Origin of the sequence: Hymenobacter sp. BT491 (assembly GCF_014349165.1) — a bacterium.
Lineage (GTDB): Bacteria > Bacteroidota > Bacteroidia > Cytophagales > Hymenobacteraceae > Hymenobacter > Hymenobacter jejuensis.
This window is the reverse complement of sequence record NZ_JACSJJ010000002.1, coordinates 1,191,621-1,212,437: the sequence shown is the minus strand read 5'-3', so window position 1 is coordinate 1,212,437 and position 20,817 is coordinate 1,191,621. Positions and strand designations below refer to the sequence as shown.

Genomic DNA, 20,817 nt, shown 5'->3' with positions numbered 1-20,817 from the left:
TTGAGGCTTATCAGTTGCCGATTGCCCGGTGCGAGTTACCAACTGCTCGGCCAAGGCGAGAAGCAACACGAAAACGCAGCAAGTAGGAGAGATAAGTTGAGGGAAAGAGCATTTTTGTAATAATATGATTGTCAAATAATTATGAATTGTCGTGACTCGCGGCTTTCTCAGAAGAATGCGCCACTATTTACTGCGCAATTTCCTTTGGGTAGCAGATGTAGTGTTTCTCTACGCGCTGGCTCAACGCGCGGATGTTGGGCAAATCGGATGCCTCAGCCACGTTGACTACCCGGCCGCGCTTAGTGAGCACGTCGATAGTGTCTTTGCCATCGGCATCGTAGGCATTGTTGCTAATGCGGCCCGTGAGCATCAGGAGCTTGGCTTCGTCGGGCGGCAATTGAAAATGGTCAGCGATCAGTTCTACTACGCCTAGTTGAAACTCCTCGTCGAAGGGCTCGCTCTGCAAGACGATCTTAAACAAATGACGATCCAACATGCTGCGCGACATATAGCTCAGTACTTTGTCGGGGTGGTTGGCCCACATTTTTACGGCGCTCCACACATCTGTATCGTCCAGTTGCACAAAGCGTTGCAGAATGGTGTCATCTTGCTCAAAGTTCAACAGGCTGACGGGCTTGGCCAGAAAATACTGCAAGTCGGGCGAGGCTGGCAGCGCGTGCCCCGTGCGCGCCAGGTCGCGGGCGCGCTGCATGATCCGGATGATCATCTGCTCGGCGCTCGTAACCGTCTTGTGCAAATACACTTGCCAGTACATGAGGCGGCGGCTCACCAAAAAGTTTTCGATGCTGTAAATGGCTTTTTCTTCCAGCACCAGCTTCTCGTCGGCTACCGTGAGCATTTTGATGAGGCGGTCGGCACCGGGCCGGCCTTCCTGCACGCCGGTATAAAAGGAATCGCGGTTGAGATAATCGAGCCGGTCCATGTCGAGCTGGCTGCTCACCAGTTGGTGAAAAAACGGCCGGTGGTAGCTCCCCTGAAAGATTTCGATGGCCAGCGTAAGTGCGCCGTTGAACTCATTGTTGAGCCGTTGCATTAAATACAACGAGAGTTGCTCGTGGGGCACTTCGTGAAAGATGGACGTCTCGAGCGCGTGCGAGAGCGGGCCGTGACCAATGTCGTGCAGCAGAATGGCCGCCAGGGCCGCTTCGCCCTCGGCGGCCGAAATTTTGATATGTTTGTCTTTCAGCGTGCGCAAGGCCATGCTCATCAGGTGCATGGCTCCCAAGGCATGGTGAAAGCGCGTGTGCAGCGCGCCGGGGTACACAAACCCCGTAAGCCCAAGCTGCTGAATGCGCCGCAGCCGCTGGAAATACGGGTGTTCAATCAGGTCGAAAAGAAGTTCGGTGGGCACGGTGACAAAGCCGTACACCGGGTCGTTAAAGATTTTCTTCTTATTCAAAATAGAGCGTACGCTTTGGTAGTTTGGTGCCGGGGCCGCCGTTTGGCAATCAATAGGTGGTCTATACGCAGATCGAACAAGTGCGGAAGCGAAAGCGTACGCGTCTTATGCCGAATACAGCTCGACGGCCAAAAATTGTAAAACTTAAATTCAGGGATTGGGGGTAAAGCTACTTACGAAACTTCATTTGCAACGGTGCTAAACCCACCCGGCTCTTTGGAGTCTATTGAGTAAGCTGCTGCGCCGACGCAGGGCCTCACCTGCTTGGCGCTGGCCGGGCTTTATCCTTGTAATTCCAACCCTATCCATACATGCAACGCTACAACATCCTCTGGGCCGACGACGAAATCGATCTGCTGAAGCCCCATATTCTCTTCCTAAAAGAAAAAGGCTACGACGTAACCGGCGTCAATTCGGGCGCCGATGCCATCGAGCAGGTACAGGAGCAGAACTACGACATCGTATTTCTGGACGAAAACATGCCCGGCCTTACCGGCCTCGAAACCCTGACCGAAATCAAAGCTTCTCGCCCTACAGTGCCGGTGATCATGATCACCAAGAGCGAGGAAGAACACATCATGGAAGACGCAATTGGCTCTAAAATAGCCGATTACCTCATCAAGCCCGTCAACCCGAATCAGATACTGCTGTCGGTGAAACGGGTGCTCGACAACAAGCGCCTGATTTCCGAAAAGACCAACAGCAGCTACCAGCGCGACTTCCGTCAGCTGGGCATGCAGCTCGGCGACCGCCTTTCGCCCTCGGAGTGGGCGGATGTGTATAAGAAGTTGGTATACTGGGAGTTAGAGATTGACGAGACGGAAGGCAAAAGCATGGCCGACGTCTTCAACATGCAGAAGGACGAGGCTAATACGTACTTCGGCCGCTTCATCACCGACAATTACGAAGACTGGGTAAACGGCGACGACAAAGACGCCCCGCTCATGTCGCATCAGTTGTTCAAGGAGCGCGTGTTTCCGCTGCTGAAAGACACCGGCGACACGCCCGTTTACTTTGTGCTGATCGACAACCTGCGCTACGACCAGTGGAAGATTCTGGAGCCCATCATTGCCGAGCTGTTCACCGTGGATTCGGAGGAAATGTATTACAGCATCCTGCCGACTACTACTGCTTATGCCCGCAACGCGATCTTCTCGGGCATGATGCCCGGCGAAATCCAGAAGAAGTACCCCAACCTGTGGGTCAACGACGACGACGACGAAGGCAAGAACCTGCACGAGCAGGAATTCATGGAAATCATGTTCCAGAAGGCCAGCCAGAAAGCCAAATACAGCTACAACAAGGTAACTAACCTCCAGGCTGGCAAAGACTTACTGGGTAAGATGTCGAACCTGCACAACAACTACAAGTGCAACGTCATCGTCTACAACTTCGTGGATATGCTCTCGCACGCCCGTACCGACATGGCCATGATTCGGGAGCTGGCCGGCGACGAATCGGCGTACCGCTCGCTGACGCGCTCGTGGTTTCTGCACTCGCCGCTGTATGAAATGCTCCAGCAGATTGCCGAGAAAAAAGGCAAGCTCATCATCACCACCGACCACGGCACGATTCGCGTAAAGCGCCCGTACAAAATCGTCGGCGACCGGAACACCAACACCAACCTGCGCTATAAGCACGGCAAAAACCTCGGCTTCGACGACTCCCGCGATGTGTACGTGGTGCGCAAGCCGGAGCGCATTTTCCTGCCCCGCGAAAATGTATCGACCGCGTACGTGTTTACGCTCGGTGACTACTTCTTCGCCTACCCAAACAACTACAACTACTACGTGAACTACTACAAGGACACGTTCCAGCACGGCGGCATTTCGCTGGAGGAAGTTATCATTCCCTACATCACGCTCACTCCGAAGGGGTAAGGTAAGTCTGTGTTCACAACGCAAAAGCGGCGGCCCCAGTTGGGACCGCCGCTTTTGCGTTATAATTTCCTACTTCAGTTCGAACAAGGTAGCGTTGAAGGTATTTAGTTGGTAATGAGTCTTTTGCTTGCCCATCTTGGAGAATTCCTGTTCAAGTGATTTGCCCGGTACAAACTTCTGATCGTGGTACCATGCGGGCTGATCGATGAAGTCGCCGATGGGATCGCGGTTGTTGGTGTCGTAAATAAACCAGAGCCGCTTTTTGCCTTTAAAGCCTTTGAAGTCGGGTTTTAAGTGGTTGATGTAATCGGTCGGATTGCGGGACTTGTTTTTTACGTAACTGGCCTCTATAGCATTGAATTTTAAATAGTTAGCCGCTTTGTAAAACTCGTACGCCTGGCGCATGTTCCAGTAAACATACACCGCGTCGCCGGGCTTGTAGTTCTGGTTGACAAACAGCACTACTTCCCGGTTGTAGTCCTTGATAACCTGATGAGGATCATTGACTTGCTCGGCTGAGTTTACGAGTGCAGGGGTCAATACCAACAACAGCCCCAGCGCCACAAGGGAGTAGCGCCGCGGAAACAGCGCGCAGAAGCGCTCAAAGCCATACGCCAGCATCAGCAGGAAAACAGGTCCCAGGAATAGCAGAAAGCGCTGATGGAACGGATAAACCTTCAGGCCGGACGCCGCCATCGTGAGTAGCACGGGAAGCAATAAAACGCTGAAATTCAGCCGGTTCTTTCGCAACATCAGTACTGCGCCGAGTACGATGGTGGGCGCATACAACCAGCCCATCCGCAGGAAGTAGTACAAAAAGGAATGGTCGGCGTTGGGCTCAAAATAGAGCATCAGCCCCAGCGGGCGGTCGAGGAGGGAGTAGGGTTTGCGGACAAGCCAGGTAAGGTCGGAAACCGAAGCCGGCGGCAAGGGCATGAAGGCATCGTCTACTCGCTTGAAAAAGTCAATCAGCCAAGCCGATTCGTGGAATTTCCGGACGAACAAAAAATACAACACGCCAAAGCTCAACAGCCACAACGTGAACGGGATCAGCAACATAAAGAACCTGCGCCACTCTTTCCGCAGCAACGTGTCGAGGCAAACGGCCCCGGCAATGCCCGCCGCAATGAATATCAGCGAGAAGGAAAACCACAGCAAAATTGCCCCGGCAACGCCCCAGATCAACAGCGATTTTAGGTCGGTACGGTCGTGGTATTTCGTGTAAAGAAACAGCGCAAGGATGGCGGCCGTCAGCTCGGTGCAGTATTGCTTGGCCTCCACCGAATGGTAGATGAACGTGTAGGAAATCGAGAGCACGCCGACCGCAATAACCACGCCCCAGGACCGGAGAAAATGCCGCGCCACGGGCACGAAGAGAAACAGGGAACTGATGCCGCAGAGCAGCGAAAACAGCCGCAGCACCTGTTCCGAATTGCCCAGCACTGTAGTCAGCAGCTTTACCGCCCACAGGTAGCCCAACGGGGCTTTTTGCTGGTATTCAAACGTGCGGGTGGCCAAGCCCCAGAAATCCAGCTTGACGATGTTGACGTTCAGGAAAAGCTCGTCAATAAAGAAGGAGCGATTGTAGAGGAACTGAAACAGCCGCAGTCCAATACCGATGAGGATCAGAATATAAAGCGTAATGTTCTGATAATCAGCTTCCACAAGCCCGCCGCCCGTAGCGGTACGTGTCCGCCTGGGTGGCGCTGGCAGGTTAATGGATTTGAAATTTAGGGGCATAGGTATTGTCCTTCATGCCGAAGTCACGGCCACTGTGCTACCCAACTATAATTTGTAAGTTACTCAGTAAGAATGCCTTAATAGCCAGTGCAAACCCGGTATATCCACGAACATCAGGGTGACGAGCAGCAGGCAGAACAACACGACGTAGAGCATAAACCACTTGCGCGTGTAGAGTTTTTCGGAACCCTGCACAGGCGAATTTTTGAGCAGCCCGATCCGCAGGTACCACGAAAACAGCAACGCGAAGAAGGGAAAGCTGATCAGCAGCTCAATGCGGTTTTTGACCAGGAAAATACCCAGGAAAAACGCCGACGTGAGCGCATAGAAAAACATGGAAATCAGGAGGCTATGCTCGGTGTAGTACTTAAACGAGCGACGGTACAGCCCAGCTAGCTCGGGGTTGTCGATGAGACGGTATTCGGCGAAGCGCTTGGTGGCCATCAGGTAGGCACCGCCCATCCAATAGGCCACAATGATGCTGGTGGGCGGCAGGCTGTTGAAGAGGCCGATGCCGTCGAGATTGGCCACCGACAGGGCCGGGGCGACCGTAAACCAGCCCAGCGCGAACCGGATGGGGTTATTCACCGACTCCGAAAGCACGTCGATGTACACGCGCTCCTTGGTCCGGAACGGGCGCACGTTGTACATCACGCCCATGAACAGCAGAAACGCCGACACGAGCAGAAACTGAATGCTGATCTGATAGGCCAGCAAAAACCCCACAGCGGCCAGCAGAAACCACTCCGTGTACACCAGCACCGGATTGACGACCCGCACCACCGACGTGCGCTTCTTCTTGAGCGGATGAAACTTATCGAACTCGGCGTCGAGGTATTCGTTGATCACGTAGTTGGCCGAGGCTACCAGGCAGGTGCTCACCACACCCATGATCATCTTCGACAGCAGCGCGGCGTCGAAGGAAGTGCGGTACACGATCAGGGCAAACAGCATGCCCGGCACCATAAATACGTTTTTGGCCCAGTTGTCGGGGCGGGCGATGGCGATATAGTCTTTCAGCCCCGCCGGAATCAAGGCAGCCTCCTGCTCGTTAGTTTCTGCATTAGGAAGCATAGATGTCTGATTCATAGGTAGTTGTAGTTGGTTTAAGATCGGTGGTAAGTAGCTTCGTCAGGTTATCGTAAAAGTTGAAGGAAGTGAAGGGCTGTTTCTCGACAATCAGGTAGGGCATGTTGGCGCGCTCGGCGCATGCGCCGTCAAGCTCGGGCCGGTCGCCGATAAACAGGCATTCTTCCGGCGCAACCCGCAGCAGGTCAGCCAGATACAGTAGCCCTTTCGGGTCGGGCTTGAGGCGGTCTATTTCCGGGTCGGTCGAGGCCACTACCGCATCGGCTTGCAGGCCCATGGCCCGCAGCTTGTCGTGGGCTTTGTAATCGGAATAGATACCGATTTTGATGTGGTTGACTCTGAGGGCGTTAAAGAACTCTTTGGTGCCGGGGTAGGTGCAGTCCGACAGATATTGATTTGGGTAATCGAAAATCCACTGCTGAACGACCCGCTTAATTTTGGCAACCGGGTAGCTAGTGCCCTCGGCGCACCAGGCGTATTGGGCATTTTCTAAATCAGGGCCTGCGTAGGCAGGGTGCTTTTCCCGCTCGCGTCGGAAGCGTTGCAACAGCCGCATCTCACCGAGCCGCCACGGCCGTAGCGCGTAGTAGCCCAGCAGCGCAAAGAGCATTTTTTTGCGCAGCTTCGACTGCTCGTACAGGGTACCGTCAACATCAAAAACGACCATCTTCACCTTGTTCCACACTATCTTCCCGCTGTAGCTCATCCTTGTTATATTACTAAAAAATATAATTTAAAGGCAAGGCAAGTTTTTCAAATGTACTCACGAATTACATTATTCCAACTATTTGTTGTGCATTAATGCTTTTTAAATTCCGTATTGTTTTACACCTTGCTTCAACTAAGCTAAGTTAGTTCGCTGTGATTCGGACGCAAACTCCAGAGGAAAGCAGCGCTGTGAGCTAAATTATCAAATACTGTCCCGCCACAGCATCGCATTCGATTGGTAGTATAAGTTCGGTAATCGGCAGCAGCACAAAAGCCCTTTTGTGTGGCTTGTCTACCCTGAGGATGGTCGGGGGTGAGTCACTCAACAGCCCCCGTGTTTTCGTTATTTCAACAGATAGAACGCATGTCGATTGAAGCAGTATTTGCGGAGCCGGATCAGGCCTCTGCTCCCGCGCGTGCGCACAAAGTGCGAGTTAGCTGGACCTACCTTACCTGGGCGTTTGTCGCGCTGGGCGTGGCCGTTCGGCTCTTTCATTACTTCGACAACCGATCGTTGTTTATGGATGAGGCTTACCAGGCCAACAGCCTGATTCGCATGGGGTTTGGGGAACTCGCAACCCAGCCCCTCGAATTTGATCAGAAAGCACCGCTGGGGTTTTTGTGGCTGCTCCGGTTGGCGGTACTAGTCATTGGGAAGGGCGAGATGGCGCTGCGGTTTTTTCCGCTGCTGGCCGGCATCGCCTCGCTGCTGCTGTTTGTGCCCGTGGCGCGGTATTTTTTGCGGCCCGTTGGCGCAGCCGTTGCCCTCGGGATGCTGGCCTTGGCACCGTACCTGATCTATCATGGCGTGGAAGCAAAGCCGTATGGCCTGGATCTGCTCGTAACCATTATTTACCTGTTCCTCTACACCCGCTACCACGACAAAAATGATACTAAGTCATTGATTCAATGGGGGTTGTGGGGGGCAGTGCTAGTGTGGTTTTCTTTTCCCGCCGTTTTTATTGTGGCAGGAATGGCCGCCGGGGTCTCCCTGTATTACCTCCTGACCAAGCAAGGAACGCGCTTCTGGCGGTCACTGATTCCGTTCGGAATGTGGCTGGTGAGCTTTGGCCTGAGCTACCTCCTGTTTACAGGCAAACGAACTGAGTCGGGGTGGCTAATCATCTGGTACCGCTACCGCGATGCCTTCATGCCGCTGCCGCCCACCTCACTGGCCGATTTCAAGTGGATTTTGATCCAGCTTTACCTGCTGCTCGACTATCCCTTGGGCCTACTAGTAACGCACAGTGTGCTGGGGAGCAACTTGCCTCGCCTGTTGCTGCGCGTCGTACCCATAGGAGCTGCCCTGCTGGGGCTGGTCTCGTTTTACCGCAAAGACAAGAAGTTTTTGCTGGTACTGGTGTTTCCGTTCTTGCTGGCGCTGGCAGCTTCCGGCCTCGAGCGCTACCCCTTTCACGAGCGGCTGCTGGTCTTTCTGGCGCCTTTCGTGCTGCTGCTGGTGGCGCGGGGAGCCGAAGAAGCCGCCTACTATTTTACGACGTTGCCCCGCGTTGTGCTGCCGGCTTTGCTGCTGGCGCCGCCCTTGGTTACGTCAGTGAGCCAAGTCGCTGATACAACGCAGTTTATCGGGCTTCGAAAAACTTATTTCCGGGAGGCGTTTCAGTACGTGGAGCAGCATTTTCAGCCTGGCGATGTCGTGTATTTGTATTGGAACCACGATGCGCCCTACCGATACTATAAGGAGGCTTACCTGCTGAATTCGCTGCGCTATCACGCCATCGTGGGCCATGACTTGCGCCCACAGTCGAAGAATATGGAGGAGTATGTCGGCAAAACGACCGACGAGGTGAAGGCCGTAGCAGGCAAGCACCGTGTGTGGCTTCTGTACAACGACATGGTAGGCGGGCAGGGCGATATCGAAGGCGATCCGGCCTGGTTCTATGAAGGGCACGTCCGCGTCGGAGATAAAATCCGGGATAAACTCGCGCTCACTACTCCTCAAAAGGATGAATTCGTGCGGGTAGGGGTCGCAGCCCGCCTCTTTGACTTGCGGGAATACGCGGACAATTCCACGAAATGAAATCTTATGATATAAATAATTGATTGTCAATATTTTGTGTTTCTTATTTAACTATTAGTCACCTCCTGAATCAGTGTCAAAAAGGCGCGCCACTTAGAAATGGCGCGCTTTTTTTATGTTTTATAAATACTTGATTAAGAAGTGTTTATGAACCACTGGCGCGACGCTTCTCATCTTCGGCGCCGCCAGTGCGCTTGCGGGTCGGGGCTACTTTGTCGTTGCCGAAGCGGTAGCTGAACGAAAGCGTGACCACCCGGAAATCGCCGCGCTGGTAGAAGTGCTCCACGTAATTGTCGTAGGCCGAGGTAGCGCGGACTTTGCCGGTGAAGAAAATATCGGTGGCGTTGAGCTTGAGCGTGCCTTTGCGTTCCAACACCGATTTCTGCAACCCAAGGCCTACCTGCCCGTTGGGCCGCACGTCGAGGAAGCCGTACTGCTCGCGCGACTGGTAGCGGCCGTTGAGTTCGGCCGACCAGCCCTGGCCGAAGGTCAAGGTGCTGGTGCTGCTCAGGTTGAAGGCCGGGCGGCCTTTGTCCAGGGCCGTGCCGGCCAGGTGGCCCACGAAGCGGCTGTAGTAGAACACACCGTTGTTGTAAACGCTCCACCACTTGGCAAGCTCGACGGGCGCCGTCAGCGTCAGGGCATAATAATACTGCTTGCCCAGGTTAACGCTGGTAGACACCACGTTACGCCCCGATTCGGGTTGAACTACCTGAATGATGGGGTTGCTGGTGATGCTGTAGCTCAGGCCGGTGCTGAATTTTTGCTTGTAAGTGTGGGTCAGCTCGAAGTTATAGCTCGTCTGCGGGCGTAGGTACGGGTTGCCGGCGCCGGAGGTAGTCGGGTCGATGATGATGCGGAAGGGGTTGAGCTGCCCATAAGAAGGCCGGTCGATGCGCCGGCTCAAGGACAGCGATACTTCGTGCTTATCGCTAAGGGTTTGCTTGAGAGCCGCACTTGGGAAAAGCTGAAAATAGTTACGATTAAAGCTTTGGTTGCCAACAACTTGCTGCCCAGTAGCTTTGGTTTGTTCGCCCCGCAGCCCAAGCTGTACGTTTAGTTTGGCAATGGTCTGGTTGAAGTTGACGTAAGCCGCCCGAATGTCCTCGTTGTATTTGAAGCGGTTGGTTCGGTTAGCATCCACGCTGCGCACGCCGTTTTCCGTTATTTCAAACAGCACGTCGTTGTCGGAGTGGACGCGGCTGGCCTTCAGGCCGGCCTCGAAGCGGGCGTCTTTGCTGAGGGGATGCACGTAGTCCGCCTTGGCCGATTGAATGGTCAGCTGGCCCGACTGATCGCCGTCGTTGCGGACCTGCGATCGGCCCGACAAGCCAAAGCTGGTCGTCAGATCTTGAAGGCGGTCGGTGTTGTAGTGGGCGTAGTCAGCGTCGGCGGTCAGCTCACGGGACCCGCTCGAATCGGCCGGGAAGGTGTGCTTGAAGTTGACATTGCCAGCCAGGCTGGGGGCGTGAAAGCTACGGTTGCCCAGCGCCACATACGTATCGAGTAGTTGGCCGTTTTGGTCAAAAAGGCTCGTGGCATTGGTCGTAGGCATGCGGGGCCCGCGGTTTTCGAGGCCATTGACTACCACGCCCAAGTCGGTGTTTTTGGAGAGCGAATAGTCTGCCCCAACTTTCCAGCTGTGCGATCGGTTGCCGCTGAGCATCTTGTTGGCTTGATCGCTGCTGCCAACCAAAGTGCGCCGGCTATCCGTGTTTTCGTAGAAGTCGCGGTGAATGTTCAGCTTGCCGTATCCATTGCGATTGGTGTAGTTATAAGACGCGAAGAGGTTGAGTTTTTGGTGGCGGTGGTTGAGCGCGAGGCCGCCGGTAAACTTGCCGTATTGGCCGCGGCCGTAGGCGGCGTTGGCGCTGCCGTTGGTGCCCTGGCGCTGGTCCTTCTTCAGGTTGATGGCAATGATGCCGGCCCCGCCCTGCGCGTCGTACTTGGCCGGCGGGTTGGTGATCAGCTCGATGCTTTGCAGCTGCTCGGCCGGCAAGGCCCGCAGGTACTCGGCCAGCTCGCTGCCGCTCATCGGCTGGCGCTTGCCGTCGATGAGCACGAGTAGGCCTTGTTTGCCGCGCAGGGCCAGGTTGTCGTTGCCGTCCACGGTCACGCCCGGGGCCCGGGCCAGCACGTCGAGCGTGGTGTTGCCGGCGGCCAGCGTGGAGCCGGCCACGTTGACGACGGTGCGGTCGGTCTGGTGCTCGAACAGGGGCTTTTGGCCCACCACCGTCACTTCCTTCAACTGCGTAGCCCCACTGGCGGACAGCGTGAGGGCTTCCAGCGTGACCCCGCCGGGGGCCAGCTCAAACGGCGCGCTCCAACGCCGCACAAAGCCCACCTGCGAAGCCGAGATTAAGTACCGCCCACCCGCGGGCTGATCCAGCCGAAAAGCGCCTTTATCGTCGCTAAACTCGGTTTTTACAACCGTCGAGTCGGCGGCCCGGTGCAAAGTGACGGTGGCATATTCAATGGGTGCGCCCGCCGCCGTCTGGACGGCGCCCGTCACGCTGGTTGGGGCTTGCGCCTGGGCCGAGCCCAAGCCCAAGCCTGCTGCACTTAGCAGAAGCAACAAGGAGAGTTGAGGAAGCCGGAACGAGTATACGTAAGTAGCAGATTTCATAGCCGTTGAGGAGGGGTGCGGGTTTCGGAAAGAGTCAGGAAGTAAGTCAGGAAGGAAAGGGCAAAGCGGTGCCAGCCCGGCCCAAAAGCAAGGGGCGGATCGAGTAGAAATGACCTGGTTTTGAGGGCCTGCGGGACTAAGACGACGCAGGCCTTCGGGGTAGCGGCTCGTTCCGGCTTCGGGCCCGGAAGCAGGCGCGGGCGGCTACACTAATGATCTACGAATGTATTCGTAGACAAACATACGAAAGATTTCGTATATACAAGAAAAGCTAGTTAGTTTTCGACAAAATTTCTGACTTCGGGGGCTGGCGAGCAGGGGAGCAGTTGGCGGCAATGCGTTCGAGCACTTGGCGAAGCAGCGTCAATTCATCTTCAGAAATGCCCTGAAGAGCCGTTTGGCGGTTGTCCAATACGATGGGCTGCACTGTGTCGAGCATTTGCTGGCCCGCGAGGGTCACCCGCAGCTGGGTCCGACGGCCGTCGTGGGGCAGGGCTTCCGTGACCAACAACCCGCGCTTGATGAGTAGCGCAATAATGCGGGCCACCGACGCCTGATCTTTGAAAACGCGGTCGGCGATTTCCGTCTGGGTGAGGGTATCGTCCTCCAGCAACACCCGCAGCACCAGCCATTGATCAATGGTGATGTTGAGGCCAGCCCGGTCGATGTTGGCCTGCGCAAACTTGCGGTAGCGCCGGATGGCTTTGTCGAGCGAATAGAAAAGGACGTTGTTGAGCATGGCAAGTAAAAAACGAACTATCTAATAGATGCATGATATATCATGCAAGTTGCCTAATAGCAGAGAAAATGATTCAGTAATTTTATAATATGCTGATTAATAATAAGTTGACGAACGATTTAATTCTTGTTTTTATTCCGCCCTTACGATGGAGCGTGCTACTCGATGCCCTTTGAAAAGGTGAGCAGCTGATGAGCTCATACACGATCTGTGAGTATATGTGGGCCGAACGTAATCTAAATGGTGCCGGGTGCGTATGGCTACAGGATTAACCCGGGCTCGGCTGAGCCCACAACTTCCTCCCTTTATGGACATGCATTTCATCCGGCGCGGCACCGGCAAACCCCTGTTGTTGGTACACGGCATTGGGGGCAGCTGGCGTTCTTGGAACACCCTTATGGATGCCTTAGCAGCTGAGCGAGAGGTAGTTGCTGTCGATTTGCCAGGTCATGGGGAAACCCCCAAACTAGTAGGTGAAAACTCTATTGGCACCTTCGCCGATGCCCTCACAGACTTTCTCGGTCAGCACAATCTGCTGGGCATCGATGCCGTGGGCAGCTCAATGGGCGCGCGGCTGGTGCTGGAACTGGCCCGGCGGGGCGGCGTGCTGGGCGCCGTCGTTTCGCTGGACCCCGGGGGCTTTTGGCAGGGTTGGGAAATCCCGTTCTTCTACCACTCGGTAGCGGTTTCGGTGAAATTGGTGCGGGCATTACAACCTGTTATGCCCGCGTTGGCAGGCTCGGCAGTGGGGCGGACGATATTATTGCCGCAATTTTCGGCGAAGCCCTGGGCTGTTGATTCGAAGCAAGCCATCGACGAGATGCATACCTTCGCCCATACACCTGTTTTCGACGAACTACTCGATCAGCTGGCGCACGGCGAAGTGCAAAAGCCGGCTCCCAAAGGCAGTATTTCCGAGCCGTTGGTGATCGGTTGGGGCCGTCAGGATCGGGTGTGCCTGCCCCGTCAAGCGGAGTTAGCGCTGGCGAAATTTCCCGATGCGCGCCTCTATTGGTTCGATAACTGCGGCCATTTCCCACAGTGGGATCAGCCCGCCGAAGCCGTCCGCCTGATTCTGGCCGTCACCGGAAGGCAAGAATTTAGCGATGCATCCATTGCCCAGAAAGCAGCAAGTACCGATACGGCGGCTTTCCCCAAAGCAGCGGTAATCGGTGCGGCTCTGGCTTTGCTGGCAGGCGGCTGCTGGCTGCTGGCATCCCGAAAAGATAAGTGATTCAGGGATAAGAGGTTATATAGGATGCAGTGCGTGATTGCTGTACTTATAGCTTTCTGTAACTGATAAGTGATGAGCAGGTTGTGAGATAGACTGTTATTCCGGTTTTACGGCTGCTAACACGCGCTTGATCAGCTCATTGGGGCTGCCGTTGTGCCAGCGCCACACAATGACGATGTCGTGCTCCGGATCGACCCAGATGGTGTTGGAACCAGCGCCTAACGCGGCAAAACTGGTGGCCGGAGCGTCGGGCCAAGCTTTTTTAGTGGTATTGAGCCACCACAAATAGCCATAGTCCGGGCCGACCGGGCCGGGCGTGGTGGCTTGCTTTACCCAATTGGCAGAAACGATTTGTTTGCCTTTCCACTGGCCCTGGCGCAGGAACAGGTAGCCAAAGCGGGCCTCGTCCTGGGCGCTGATCCAGAGTCCGCCGCCCCAGCGCGTGCCGCCGCTCACCGAAGGCATGGGCTCGCCGTCGATCATAACGGTAGAGTTGCGGTAGGGCAGATACTGCCACGTGTCGGATGCGCCAATCGGGTCCATGATTTCCTGCTTGAATACCTGCGGCAGCGGATTTTTCCAAAGCTCCAGGAGTGAAAGCGATAAGCGGTTGATACGCACGTCGTTGTACTCGAAATACGTGCCGGGCTCCTGAAGCTCGCGGGGCTTGCGTTCGCCCTTGCCAAAAGCTTCGTGCCCGATAAAATCAGACTTTTTGCCCCACATTTCGCCTTCCCACTCGCTGGTTTGGCGGGCGTGGTATTCCCACGTCACCTTGCGGTTGCGCTCCGAATCGTAGCCGCCGTCGTGGATGTACTGGGCCACGGGATCGTGAATGTCTTTGATTGTGCCGCGCTCAATGGTGATCCCCAAAATCGTTGAAAGCACGCTTTTGGCCACGCTATACGTGGGGTCGACGGCTTTCGTATCGCCCCATTCGGCCACGATGTAGCCGTGGCGCAGCACCAAGCCGTTGGTCGGGGCGTGGCTGGCGGGCATGGGCCCAATCAGCGTGCCGAAGATCTCTTCCTGGGTCGAGAAATTTGGAGTCATTTGGCTGGTTTCCTGCGTTTTAGCCCACTCCACGGCTTGTTGCAGCACGGCGGGGTCGAGGCCTGCTTGCTCGGGCTTTTTGTGTTGCCAGGAGTCGCCCTTCGGCGGGTAATAGACGGAGGCGGCCGCTTTCGTGCTGGCCTCGCGGCTGGCCGAAGGCAGTTTGGAGCACGCCAGAAAAGGAAAAAGCAGCAGAAAGCAGAGGTGCTTTGGGGTCATGGGGCGAGGCTATGAGGGAAAACAAGATGCGGCAACAAAACCAACCACCACCGAAAATGGCGCGGCTTGCGGCGCAGAATAGTAAACTTGCATCGGAGAAACGACATTCAAATGCCAGTTACCGAAATTAAGATTCCCGCGCTTGCCGACGTGCCCGCGGCAGCCGATCAACTCAAAACGGCCTTAGGCGGCCACACCGTGGTGCTGTTTGAAGGCGAAATGGGGGCCGGCAAAACCACCTTCATCAAGGCGTTGTGCCACAGTTTGGGTGTGAAGGACGACGTGAGCAGCCCCACTTTTTCGCTCGTCAACGAATACCGCGACGCCGGCAATCAGCCCGTTTATCACTTCGATTTCTACCGCATCGACCGTGTCGAAGAAGCCGTAGGAATAGGCGCACAAGAGTACTTCGATTCTGGCTATCTTTGCCTAATAGAATGGCCTAGTCGGGTTGAGGCACTCTTGCCACCTTCCCGACTGCTTGTCACGCTGACCGTTACTGGACCAGAGTCGCGGATACTTCAATTAAAAGTTATGGATTGAAAGCCCGAAATCAGCTTGGAAGTGCCTTCTTGTAAGAGATTGGTAATCAAACAGTTGGTGCATAGCTTGTTCATAGGTTTTAGTTCATAATTTCTACTCGCCGAAATGCCTGAAGCAGTACCCCCAGGATTTGAGTCGCTGGCCACGAGCCGCGCGTTTTACACGCAAGAGTCTATGTTGGCCGTGGAAACGCGACGGCGAAAGCTGTTTATCGGGCTGCCGCGCGAGACCTCGCTTCAGGAAAACCGCCTGTGCCTGACTCCCGAAGCCGTGAAGCACCTCGTGGAAGAAGGCCACGAAGTGGTAATGGAAAGCGGTGCCGGCGAGCCCAGCAAATATTCCGACCACGACTACTCCGAGGCCGGCGCCAACATCGCCTACTCGCAAAAGGAGGTGTACGAGGCCGACCTCATCCTGAAAGTAGCCCCGCCCACGCACGACGAAATTGAGCACCTGCGCGCCGGCCAAACCCTGATTTCGGCCCTGCAATTCGGCTCGCTCACGTCGGACTACATCACGGCCATTTTGCGCAAAAAGGTCAATGCCATCTCGTTTGAGCTGATCAAAGACCCATCCGGGGCGCGGCCGGTGGTGCGGGCCATGAGCGAAATCGCGGGCTCGACGGTGATGCTGATCGCGGCCGAATACCTGGCGCGCTCCAACGAAGGCAAAGGCGTCATTTTGGGCGGAATTACGGGCGTGCCGCCGTCGCAGGTGGTCATCTTGGGGGCGGGCACGGTGGCTGAGTATGCCGCACGCGCCGCTACGGGCCTCGGGGCCGAAGTGAAGGTCTTCGACAACCACTTGTATAAGCTGCGTCGTCTGAAGCAAAATCTTGGTACTCAATTGTATACGAGTACGCTGGATACTTATGCCCTCAACCAGCAGATTCGGCGGGCCGACGTAGTAATTGGGGCGCTCAATGCCGAAGAAGGCCGCATCCCGTTTATGGTGCCCGAAAACGTAGTGGCGCAGATGACGCCCGGTTCGGTCATTATCGACGTGAGCATCGACCAGGGTGGCTGCTTCGAAACCAGCGAAATGACCAGCCACAGCAAGCCCGTCTACCGCAAGTACGACGTGATTCATTATTGCGTGCCCAACATCGCCTCGCGCGTGCCCCGCACCGCGACCAATGCGCTGAGCAACATTTTTACGCCCATTCTGCAGGAAATCAGCCAGCACGGCGGCATCAACGAGGTGCTGTTTACCAACGAGCATTTCCGTTCGGGTGTGTACGTGTACAAAGGCTCGCTCACCAACTCTGTGATAGCCAAGAAGTTCAACATGCGCTACAAGGAGCTGGGCCTGATGATCGCTGTACGCAACTGATTGATTGTTAAGTAGTTAACGTTTAATATTTTACGTCTGTCATGCTTAGCATGACAGACGTTTCTCTTAGCGCCAAACCCGGTTAAGCCATTTCGTTTATGTCCGACCCCATTTTCAGTGCTGCTCAGCTTACTTCCAAAACGGTGCTGGAATGCACATCCGCCGAGCTGAGCGAGGCCATGAACCGTTCGTTTGAGAATTATTTTGTGCCGCTGCACTTCGATGCGGCTTCGTTCGAGCGGCGGTTTCGGGGCGAAAACCTCGACGCAAGCGCCAGCCGGTTGTGGTTTTGCGGCGAGGCGTTGGTCGGGGTGGTTTATATCGCGCGGCGGGGCTGGACGAGCCGGGTAGCGGCAATGGGCTTGGTCATGGAAGCCCGCGGCTTGGGGCTAGGCAAAGTGATGTTGCAAACGGCTATAGATGAAGCCATTGCGCGCAACGATCACAGCCTGATGCTGGAAGTATTCACGGTAAACGAGCCCGCCATCCGACTTTACGAACGCTTGGGCTTTCAAAAAGAGCGCATCCTTACCGGTTTTCAAAGAAAACAAACGACCCCAGCATCGGCTGATTCAGTTGATCAGCTCACCGAAATTGACCCGCTCGTTGTGGCACGCCTCGTCACGCAGGAGGGCGACTCCGACCTGCCCTGGATGATAACCGGCGAAACCCTGGCCGCTGCCACGGCTCCGGTTGCGGCTTGGCACTTGGCGCAAAATGCCTACGCCCTGGTGCGGCCCGAAGCATCACGTGTGCTGTTGCTGAGCCTAGTGGTACCTAAAGCGGTACGCCGGCAAGGCTGGGCTACGCGCTTACTCCGGGCCTTGGAAACTCACTACGCCGAGCAGCCCCTGGTAGTGCCGCCGTTGTTACCGCCGGGCACTGGGCAGGCATTTCTCCAGGGCTACGGTTGGGAAGCTACTTCCTTGCAGCTTTTCGAAATGGATCGCCTGCTGCCCTAACAAGTAGCTCTGAGTCAGACTGTGGGCGCCGCCAGCAGCAGCGTTTTCCAGGCGTCTTCCAGTCGTCCTTCTTCCAGAATCTGCTTGGCAAGCAGCACCAGCTGTTTTTGTTGCTCCGCGGCATCGTCCCGGTACTTATTTAAGGTGTATGCCACCAGTGGTTCCTGCCGGAACGCTTCTACCGCTTCCGCTGACGGAATGGCTTGCTGCTCAATGTTGCCTAGTCGGCCTAAGTTGTTGCCAGTCAATAGGTTGCTATGGCGGATGAATTCGGGCAGCTGATCGATACCGATCCCTTTGTTGCGGTTGGGCTTGGGCACGATGAACAGGCTTTCGGGCGTCACGCGCGAATACCAGTCGCCGGCGAGGCGCGCTACGGCATCCAGCTTGTGCGGATCGACGCTCAGGCCGTCGGGGGCGAGGATATCTTCGCGGTAATGGGCCTGCACCACGCGGCAGATCACAAGGTTGCCGCCGCCGTTGCTGTCGCCAATGGCGATGATCTGCTCCACCACGCACTCAAACGACACCGGGCACTCGGCTACGCGCGGCGGCCGGATCAGTTCGGACGCTAATTCCGTGAGGCCCGCTTTTCCAAATTCATTTACGCCGCGCTCATACTCCGTTGAGGCCAGCGACATCTGCTCCACCAAAGCGTAATCACAGATGTTGATGACGCATTCGGCCACCTCGCGCACGTTGTAGAGCGTGTGCTTTTGGGTGTTGTCGCGCACGCGGTTGGCGGGCGAGAAAATGAGGGTGGGCGGGTTGGAGCTGAACACGTTAAAAAAGCTGAACGGACTCAGGTTCACTTCGCCCTCGGCCGAAATGGTGCTGACAAACGCGATGGGCCGCGGCGCAACGGCACCCAGCAGCAGTTGGTGCCACTCGGCGCCTTTGAGCGTGCCGGGCGTAATGGTGCGGAAAGCAGGGTGGGGCATAAGGAAGTTTGGACGTGAATTAGTGACGACGAAGTTCTAAGATTATCCGCAATATGGTTTGCTGCTATGGCCGATCTCTGTGCATTGGCATTCCTTCTGTACTTCCTTACGGCTGATCTTCAGATTAATAGCAAAGCAGAGTACAGAAGTTGAAAAGGTTGATCTTAGCTAAATAGCTATATCTTTACTAAATACGTATAGCTTAGTGATTACTTTCCAATTGCTTCGAAATGTCTAAGCCTGCCTGCCCCAAGTGCGATTCGACGGAAGCCACCAAAAGCGGCGTGGTGGGCGGTAGGCAACGTTATAAGTGCAAAAACTGCGGCTATCATTTCTCGGTGGCGAAGGTCGGAAAGGAGATCAACTCCTATTACGTGATCAAAGCCCTGCAACTCTACGTGGAAGGCGTCAGCTACCGCGAAATCGAGCGGCTGCTAGGTGTGAGCCACGTGAGCGTGATGAACTGGGTGAAAAAATACGGTATGCATGCCCCGCGCCAAACCGAATATCATCCTACCTATAAGATAGTAAACCAGAAGGAGTTAGCTGATTTCTTTCAGCAACCTCAGAATTTAAAAGGCGCCGGGCTGATCGTAACAGAGCTGGGCGACAAGTACATGATGATCCGGTGGGAGCGCTTCAAGGGTAGCTGAAACTATAGCGTTTAGCGTAACTATAGCAAGGGCGTGATTTCGCCTTCAGGATTTCTCTACTTGGTTGGGCCGAGCCACAGCTGCTGCTGTGGCCTCGGGACTGTTCTCCTCCATCTCCTCACCCAACCGACCTACCTGTATGCTAACCCCCCGTTATGCATTGACGCTCAGTGCGCTGCTCGCCGCTGCCACCGCGTCGGCGCAAGTGGTGCCCCCGCCACCCGCCGGTCAGAATCCGCCGCCCGCCGAGCAGGCGCCTCCGCCACCGGCTCCCAAACCGGCCGCGCCAGTGCCCTACGGGGCCGGGATGAAGGTGAACCTATCACCCGATGGCTCGAAGTACCTGCGCTTCATGACTTGGCACCAAGTATACGTGCGGTATAATGAGAACAATACCAACACGTTACGGGCACCTAACAAGCCCCAACACAGCCAGATCGATTTCGGTCTGCGGCGCTCGCGCCTCGTGATTCTGGCCCAACTCAACCCGCGCTTCTTGATTTATACCCACTTTGGGATCAACAACCAAAACGCCGTGAGTGGCGGCGCACCGGGCGAAACAACTGGCCCCGGCAAAAAACCGCAATTCTTTATCCATGAGGCGGTTACCGAATACAAAGTCAACAAATACCTCAACCTGGGTGCCGGCTTGCATTACTACAACGGCATTTCGCGGCTGACCAGCGCCAGCACGACCAGCATCCTGACCATGGATTTGCCGCTGACCAACTTCCCGACCATCGACCAGACGGACCAGTTTGCGCGCTGGTTTGGCATTTATGCCAAGGGACGCATCGGCAAGTTTGATTACCGCATGGCCATCGACGACCCGTTTCTGACCAACCAGGCCAGCACCCCGCTGAACCTGGGCACGACCGCGGCAGGCGTGAACACGGGAACCAATATTGCCCAGTATAACCCTCAGAATACCAAGCATGTATATCAGGGGTACTTCAACTACAATTTCCTGGAGCCCGAAGCCAGCGTGCTGCCGTACTTCCAAGGTACGTACCTGGGTACCAAGCGCGTACTGAGCATTGGGGCGGGCTTCCTGTACAACAAAGACGCGATGTATTCGCGGTCCACGACGAGCGTAGTGCCCAGCACATTTCCGGCTGCTACCGACCTGTTTGCCGCCGTCCCGACGCGCAAGCACGATATGAAGATGTACGGCGTGGATGTGTTCTACGACGCGCCCATCGACACGGCCTCGCGCACGGCCCTGACGGTGTACGGCGTGTATTACAACTTCAGCATGGGCCCAAACTACGTGCGGTTTGTAGGGGCCGAAAATCCCGGGTTTGGTACCGTCGCGACCCGTGGCAATGCCGTGCCGCAGTCGGGTACGGGCAGCTCGGAGTACTTGCAGCTGGGCTTCCTGCTCCCGAAGCAGACGTTTGGCCCGAAAGCACGTTTGCAGCCTTATGTGGCGTATTTGCACAGCAGCTACGAAGGCCTGCGCGATGCCAGTGGCGAGCGGAAAGGCGTGAATATCTACGATGCCGGCGTCAATTTGCTGCTCGACGGGCACAACGCCAAAGTTACCCTCAACTACCGCGCCCGGCCCGACTTTACCAACGTGAACAGCGTGAATTACCGGCCCGAAATCTCGCTGCAAACCCAGGTCTTCCTGTAAG

At 55.7% G+C, this 20,817-nt stretch carries 16 protein-coding genes; 8 read left to right on the top strand and 8 right to left on the bottom strand.

What is annotated here, in order from left to right:
- Positions 1 to 187 precede the first annotated feature (187 nt).
- Positions 188 to 1,420, bottom strand: a complete 1,233-nt coding sequence (locus H9I52_RS10880) for an HD domain-containing protein (protein WP_187453860.1) — start codon at positions 1,418 to 1,420, stop codon at positions 188 to 190.
- A gap of 311 nt (positions 1,421 to 1,731) precedes the next feature.
- On the opposite strand from H9I52_RS10880, the gene H9I52_RS10875 reads away from it, so the two are divergent.
- Positions 1,732 to 3,300 (top strand): PglZ domain-containing protein, encoded by a 1,569-nt coding sequence (locus tag H9I52_RS10875; RefSeq protein ID WP_139517436.1) that lies wholly within the window; start codon positions 1,732 to 1,734, stop codon positions 3,298 to 3,300.
- A 69-nt stretch (positions 3,301 to 3,369) separates the two neighbouring features.
- Here H9I52_RS10875 and H9I52_RS10870 read toward each other — a convergent pair whose 3' ends face one another.
- From H9I52_RS10870 to H9I52_RS10860, 3 genes are all read right to left on the bottom strand, one after another.
- Positions 3,370 to 5,040, bottom strand: coding sequence for an ArnT family glycosyltransferase (locus H9I52_RS10870; protein WP_187453859.1), 1,671 nt, complete (start codon positions 5,038 to 5,040; stop codon positions 3,370 to 3,372).
- A 63-nt stretch (positions 5,041 to 5,103) separates the two neighbouring features.
- Positions 5,104 to 6,129 carry a UbiA family prenyltransferase gene (locus H9I52_RS10865; RefSeq protein WP_262386011.1) on the bottom strand — a complete coding sequence of 342 codons (1,026 nt, stop codon included), beginning with the start codon at positions 6,127 to 6,129 and terminating at the stop codon, positions 5,104 to 5,106.
- Positions 6,104 to 6,835: an HAD family hydrolase gene (locus tag H9I52_RS10860; RefSeq protein ID WP_187453858.1), complete on the bottom strand. Its 732-nt coding sequence runs from the start codon at positions 6,833 to 6,835 to the stop codon at positions 6,104 to 6,106. The genes H9I52_RS10865 and H9I52_RS10860 overlap by 26 nt, the downstream gene beginning before the upstream one ends.
- A 366-nt stretch (positions 6,836 to 7,201) precedes the next feature.
- Between H9I52_RS10860 and H9I52_RS10855 the strand changes: the two genes are divergently transcribed.
- Complete coding sequence (locus H9I52_RS10855; protein WP_187453857.1) at positions 7,202 to 8,878, top strand: ArnT family glycosyltransferase; 1,677 nt, start codon at positions 7,202 to 7,204, stop codon at positions 8,876 to 8,878.
- Positions 8,879 to 9,023: 145 nt separating this feature from the next.
- Here the strand turns inward: H9I52_RS10855 and H9I52_RS10850 are convergent, their stop codons facing one another.
- Together H9I52_RS10850 and H9I52_RS10845 are read right to left on the bottom strand one after the other, a co-directional pair.
- Positions 9,024 to 11,504: an outer membrane beta-barrel protein gene (locus tag H9I52_RS10850; RefSeq protein WP_187453856.1), complete on the bottom strand. Its 2,481-nt coding sequence runs from the start codon at positions 11,502 to 11,504 to the stop codon at positions 9,024 to 9,026.
- 271 nt (positions 11,505 to 11,775) lie between these two features.
- On the bottom strand, positions 11,776 to 12,243 hold the full coding sequence (locus H9I52_RS10845; RefSeq protein WP_187453855.1) for a MarR family winged helix-turn-helix transcriptional regulator: 468 nt from the start codon (positions 12,241 to 12,243) through the stop codon (positions 11,776 to 11,778).
- A gap of 307 nt (positions 12,244 to 12,550) precedes the next feature.
- Here H9I52_RS10845 and H9I52_RS10840 point away from each other — a divergent pair, with 307 nt between their 5' ends.
- The gene (locus H9I52_RS10840) at positions 12,551 to 13,477 is read left to right on the top strand and encodes an alpha/beta fold hydrolase (RefSeq protein WP_187453854.1); all 927 of its coding nucleotides are present in this window, start codon (positions 12,551 to 12,553) and stop codon (positions 13,475 to 13,477) included.
- Positions 13,478 to 13,573: 96 nt separating this feature from the next.
- On the opposite strand, the gene H9I52_RS10835 is transcribed toward H9I52_RS10840, so the two are convergent.
- Positions 13,574 to 14,749: a serine hydrolase domain-containing protein gene (locus H9I52_RS10835; RefSeq protein ID WP_187453853.1), complete on the bottom strand. Its 1,176-nt coding sequence runs from the start codon at positions 14,747 to 14,749 to the stop codon at positions 13,574 to 13,576.
- A 111-nt stretch (positions 14,750 to 14,860) separates the two neighbouring features.
- On the opposite strand from H9I52_RS10835, the gene tsaE reads away from it, so the two are divergent.
- The 3 genes from tsaE to H9I52_RS10820 all read left to right on the top strand — a co-directional run bounded on the left by tsaE (position 14,861) and on the right by H9I52_RS10820 (position 17,586).
- A complete protein-coding gene (gene tsaE / locus H9I52_RS10830; protein ID WP_187453852.1) occupies positions 14,861 to 15,292 on the top strand; it encodes a tRNA (adenosine(37)-N6)-threonylcarbamoyltransferase complex ATPase subunit type 1 TsaE in 432 nt (143 codons plus the stop codon).
- 105 nt (positions 15,293 to 15,397) lie between these two features.
- Positions 15,398 to 16,624: an alanine dehydrogenase gene (locus tag H9I52_RS10825; RefSeq protein ID WP_139517426.1), complete on the top strand. Its 1,227-nt coding sequence runs from the start codon at positions 15,398 to 15,400 to the stop codon at positions 16,622 to 16,624.
- Positions 16,625 to 16,722: 98 nt separating this feature from the next.
- The gene (locus tag H9I52_RS10820; protein WP_187453851.1) at positions 16,723 to 17,586 is read left to right on the top strand and encodes a GNAT family N-acetyltransferase; all 864 of its coding nucleotides are present in this window, start codon (positions 16,723 to 16,725) and stop codon (positions 17,584 to 17,586) included.
- A 14-nt stretch (positions 17,587 to 17,600) separates the two neighbouring features.
- On the opposite strand, the gene H9I52_RS10815 is transcribed toward H9I52_RS10820, so the two are convergent.
- Complete coding sequence (locus H9I52_RS10815; RefSeq protein ID WP_187453850.1) at positions 17,601 to 18,527, bottom strand: flavin reductase family protein; 927 nt, start codon at positions 18,525 to 18,527, stop codon at positions 17,601 to 17,603.
- Between the two features lie 230 nt (positions 18,528 to 18,757).
- Here H9I52_RS10815 and H9I52_RS10810 point away from each other — a divergent pair, with 230 nt between their 5' ends.
- Both H9I52_RS10810 and H9I52_RS10805 read left to right on the top strand, forming a co-directional pair.
- A complete protein-coding gene (locus tag H9I52_RS10810; RefSeq protein ID WP_139517423.1) occupies positions 18,758 to 19,180 on the top strand; it encodes a terminase gpP N-terminus-related DNA-binding protein in 423 nt (140 codons plus the stop codon).
- A 139-nt stretch (positions 19,181 to 19,319) separates the two neighbouring features.
- Complete coding sequence (locus tag H9I52_RS10805; protein WP_262386010.1) at positions 19,320 to 20,816, top strand: hypothetical protein; 1,497 nt, start codon at positions 19,320 to 19,322, stop codon at positions 20,814 to 20,816.
- Position 20,817 lies beyond the last annotated feature (1 nt).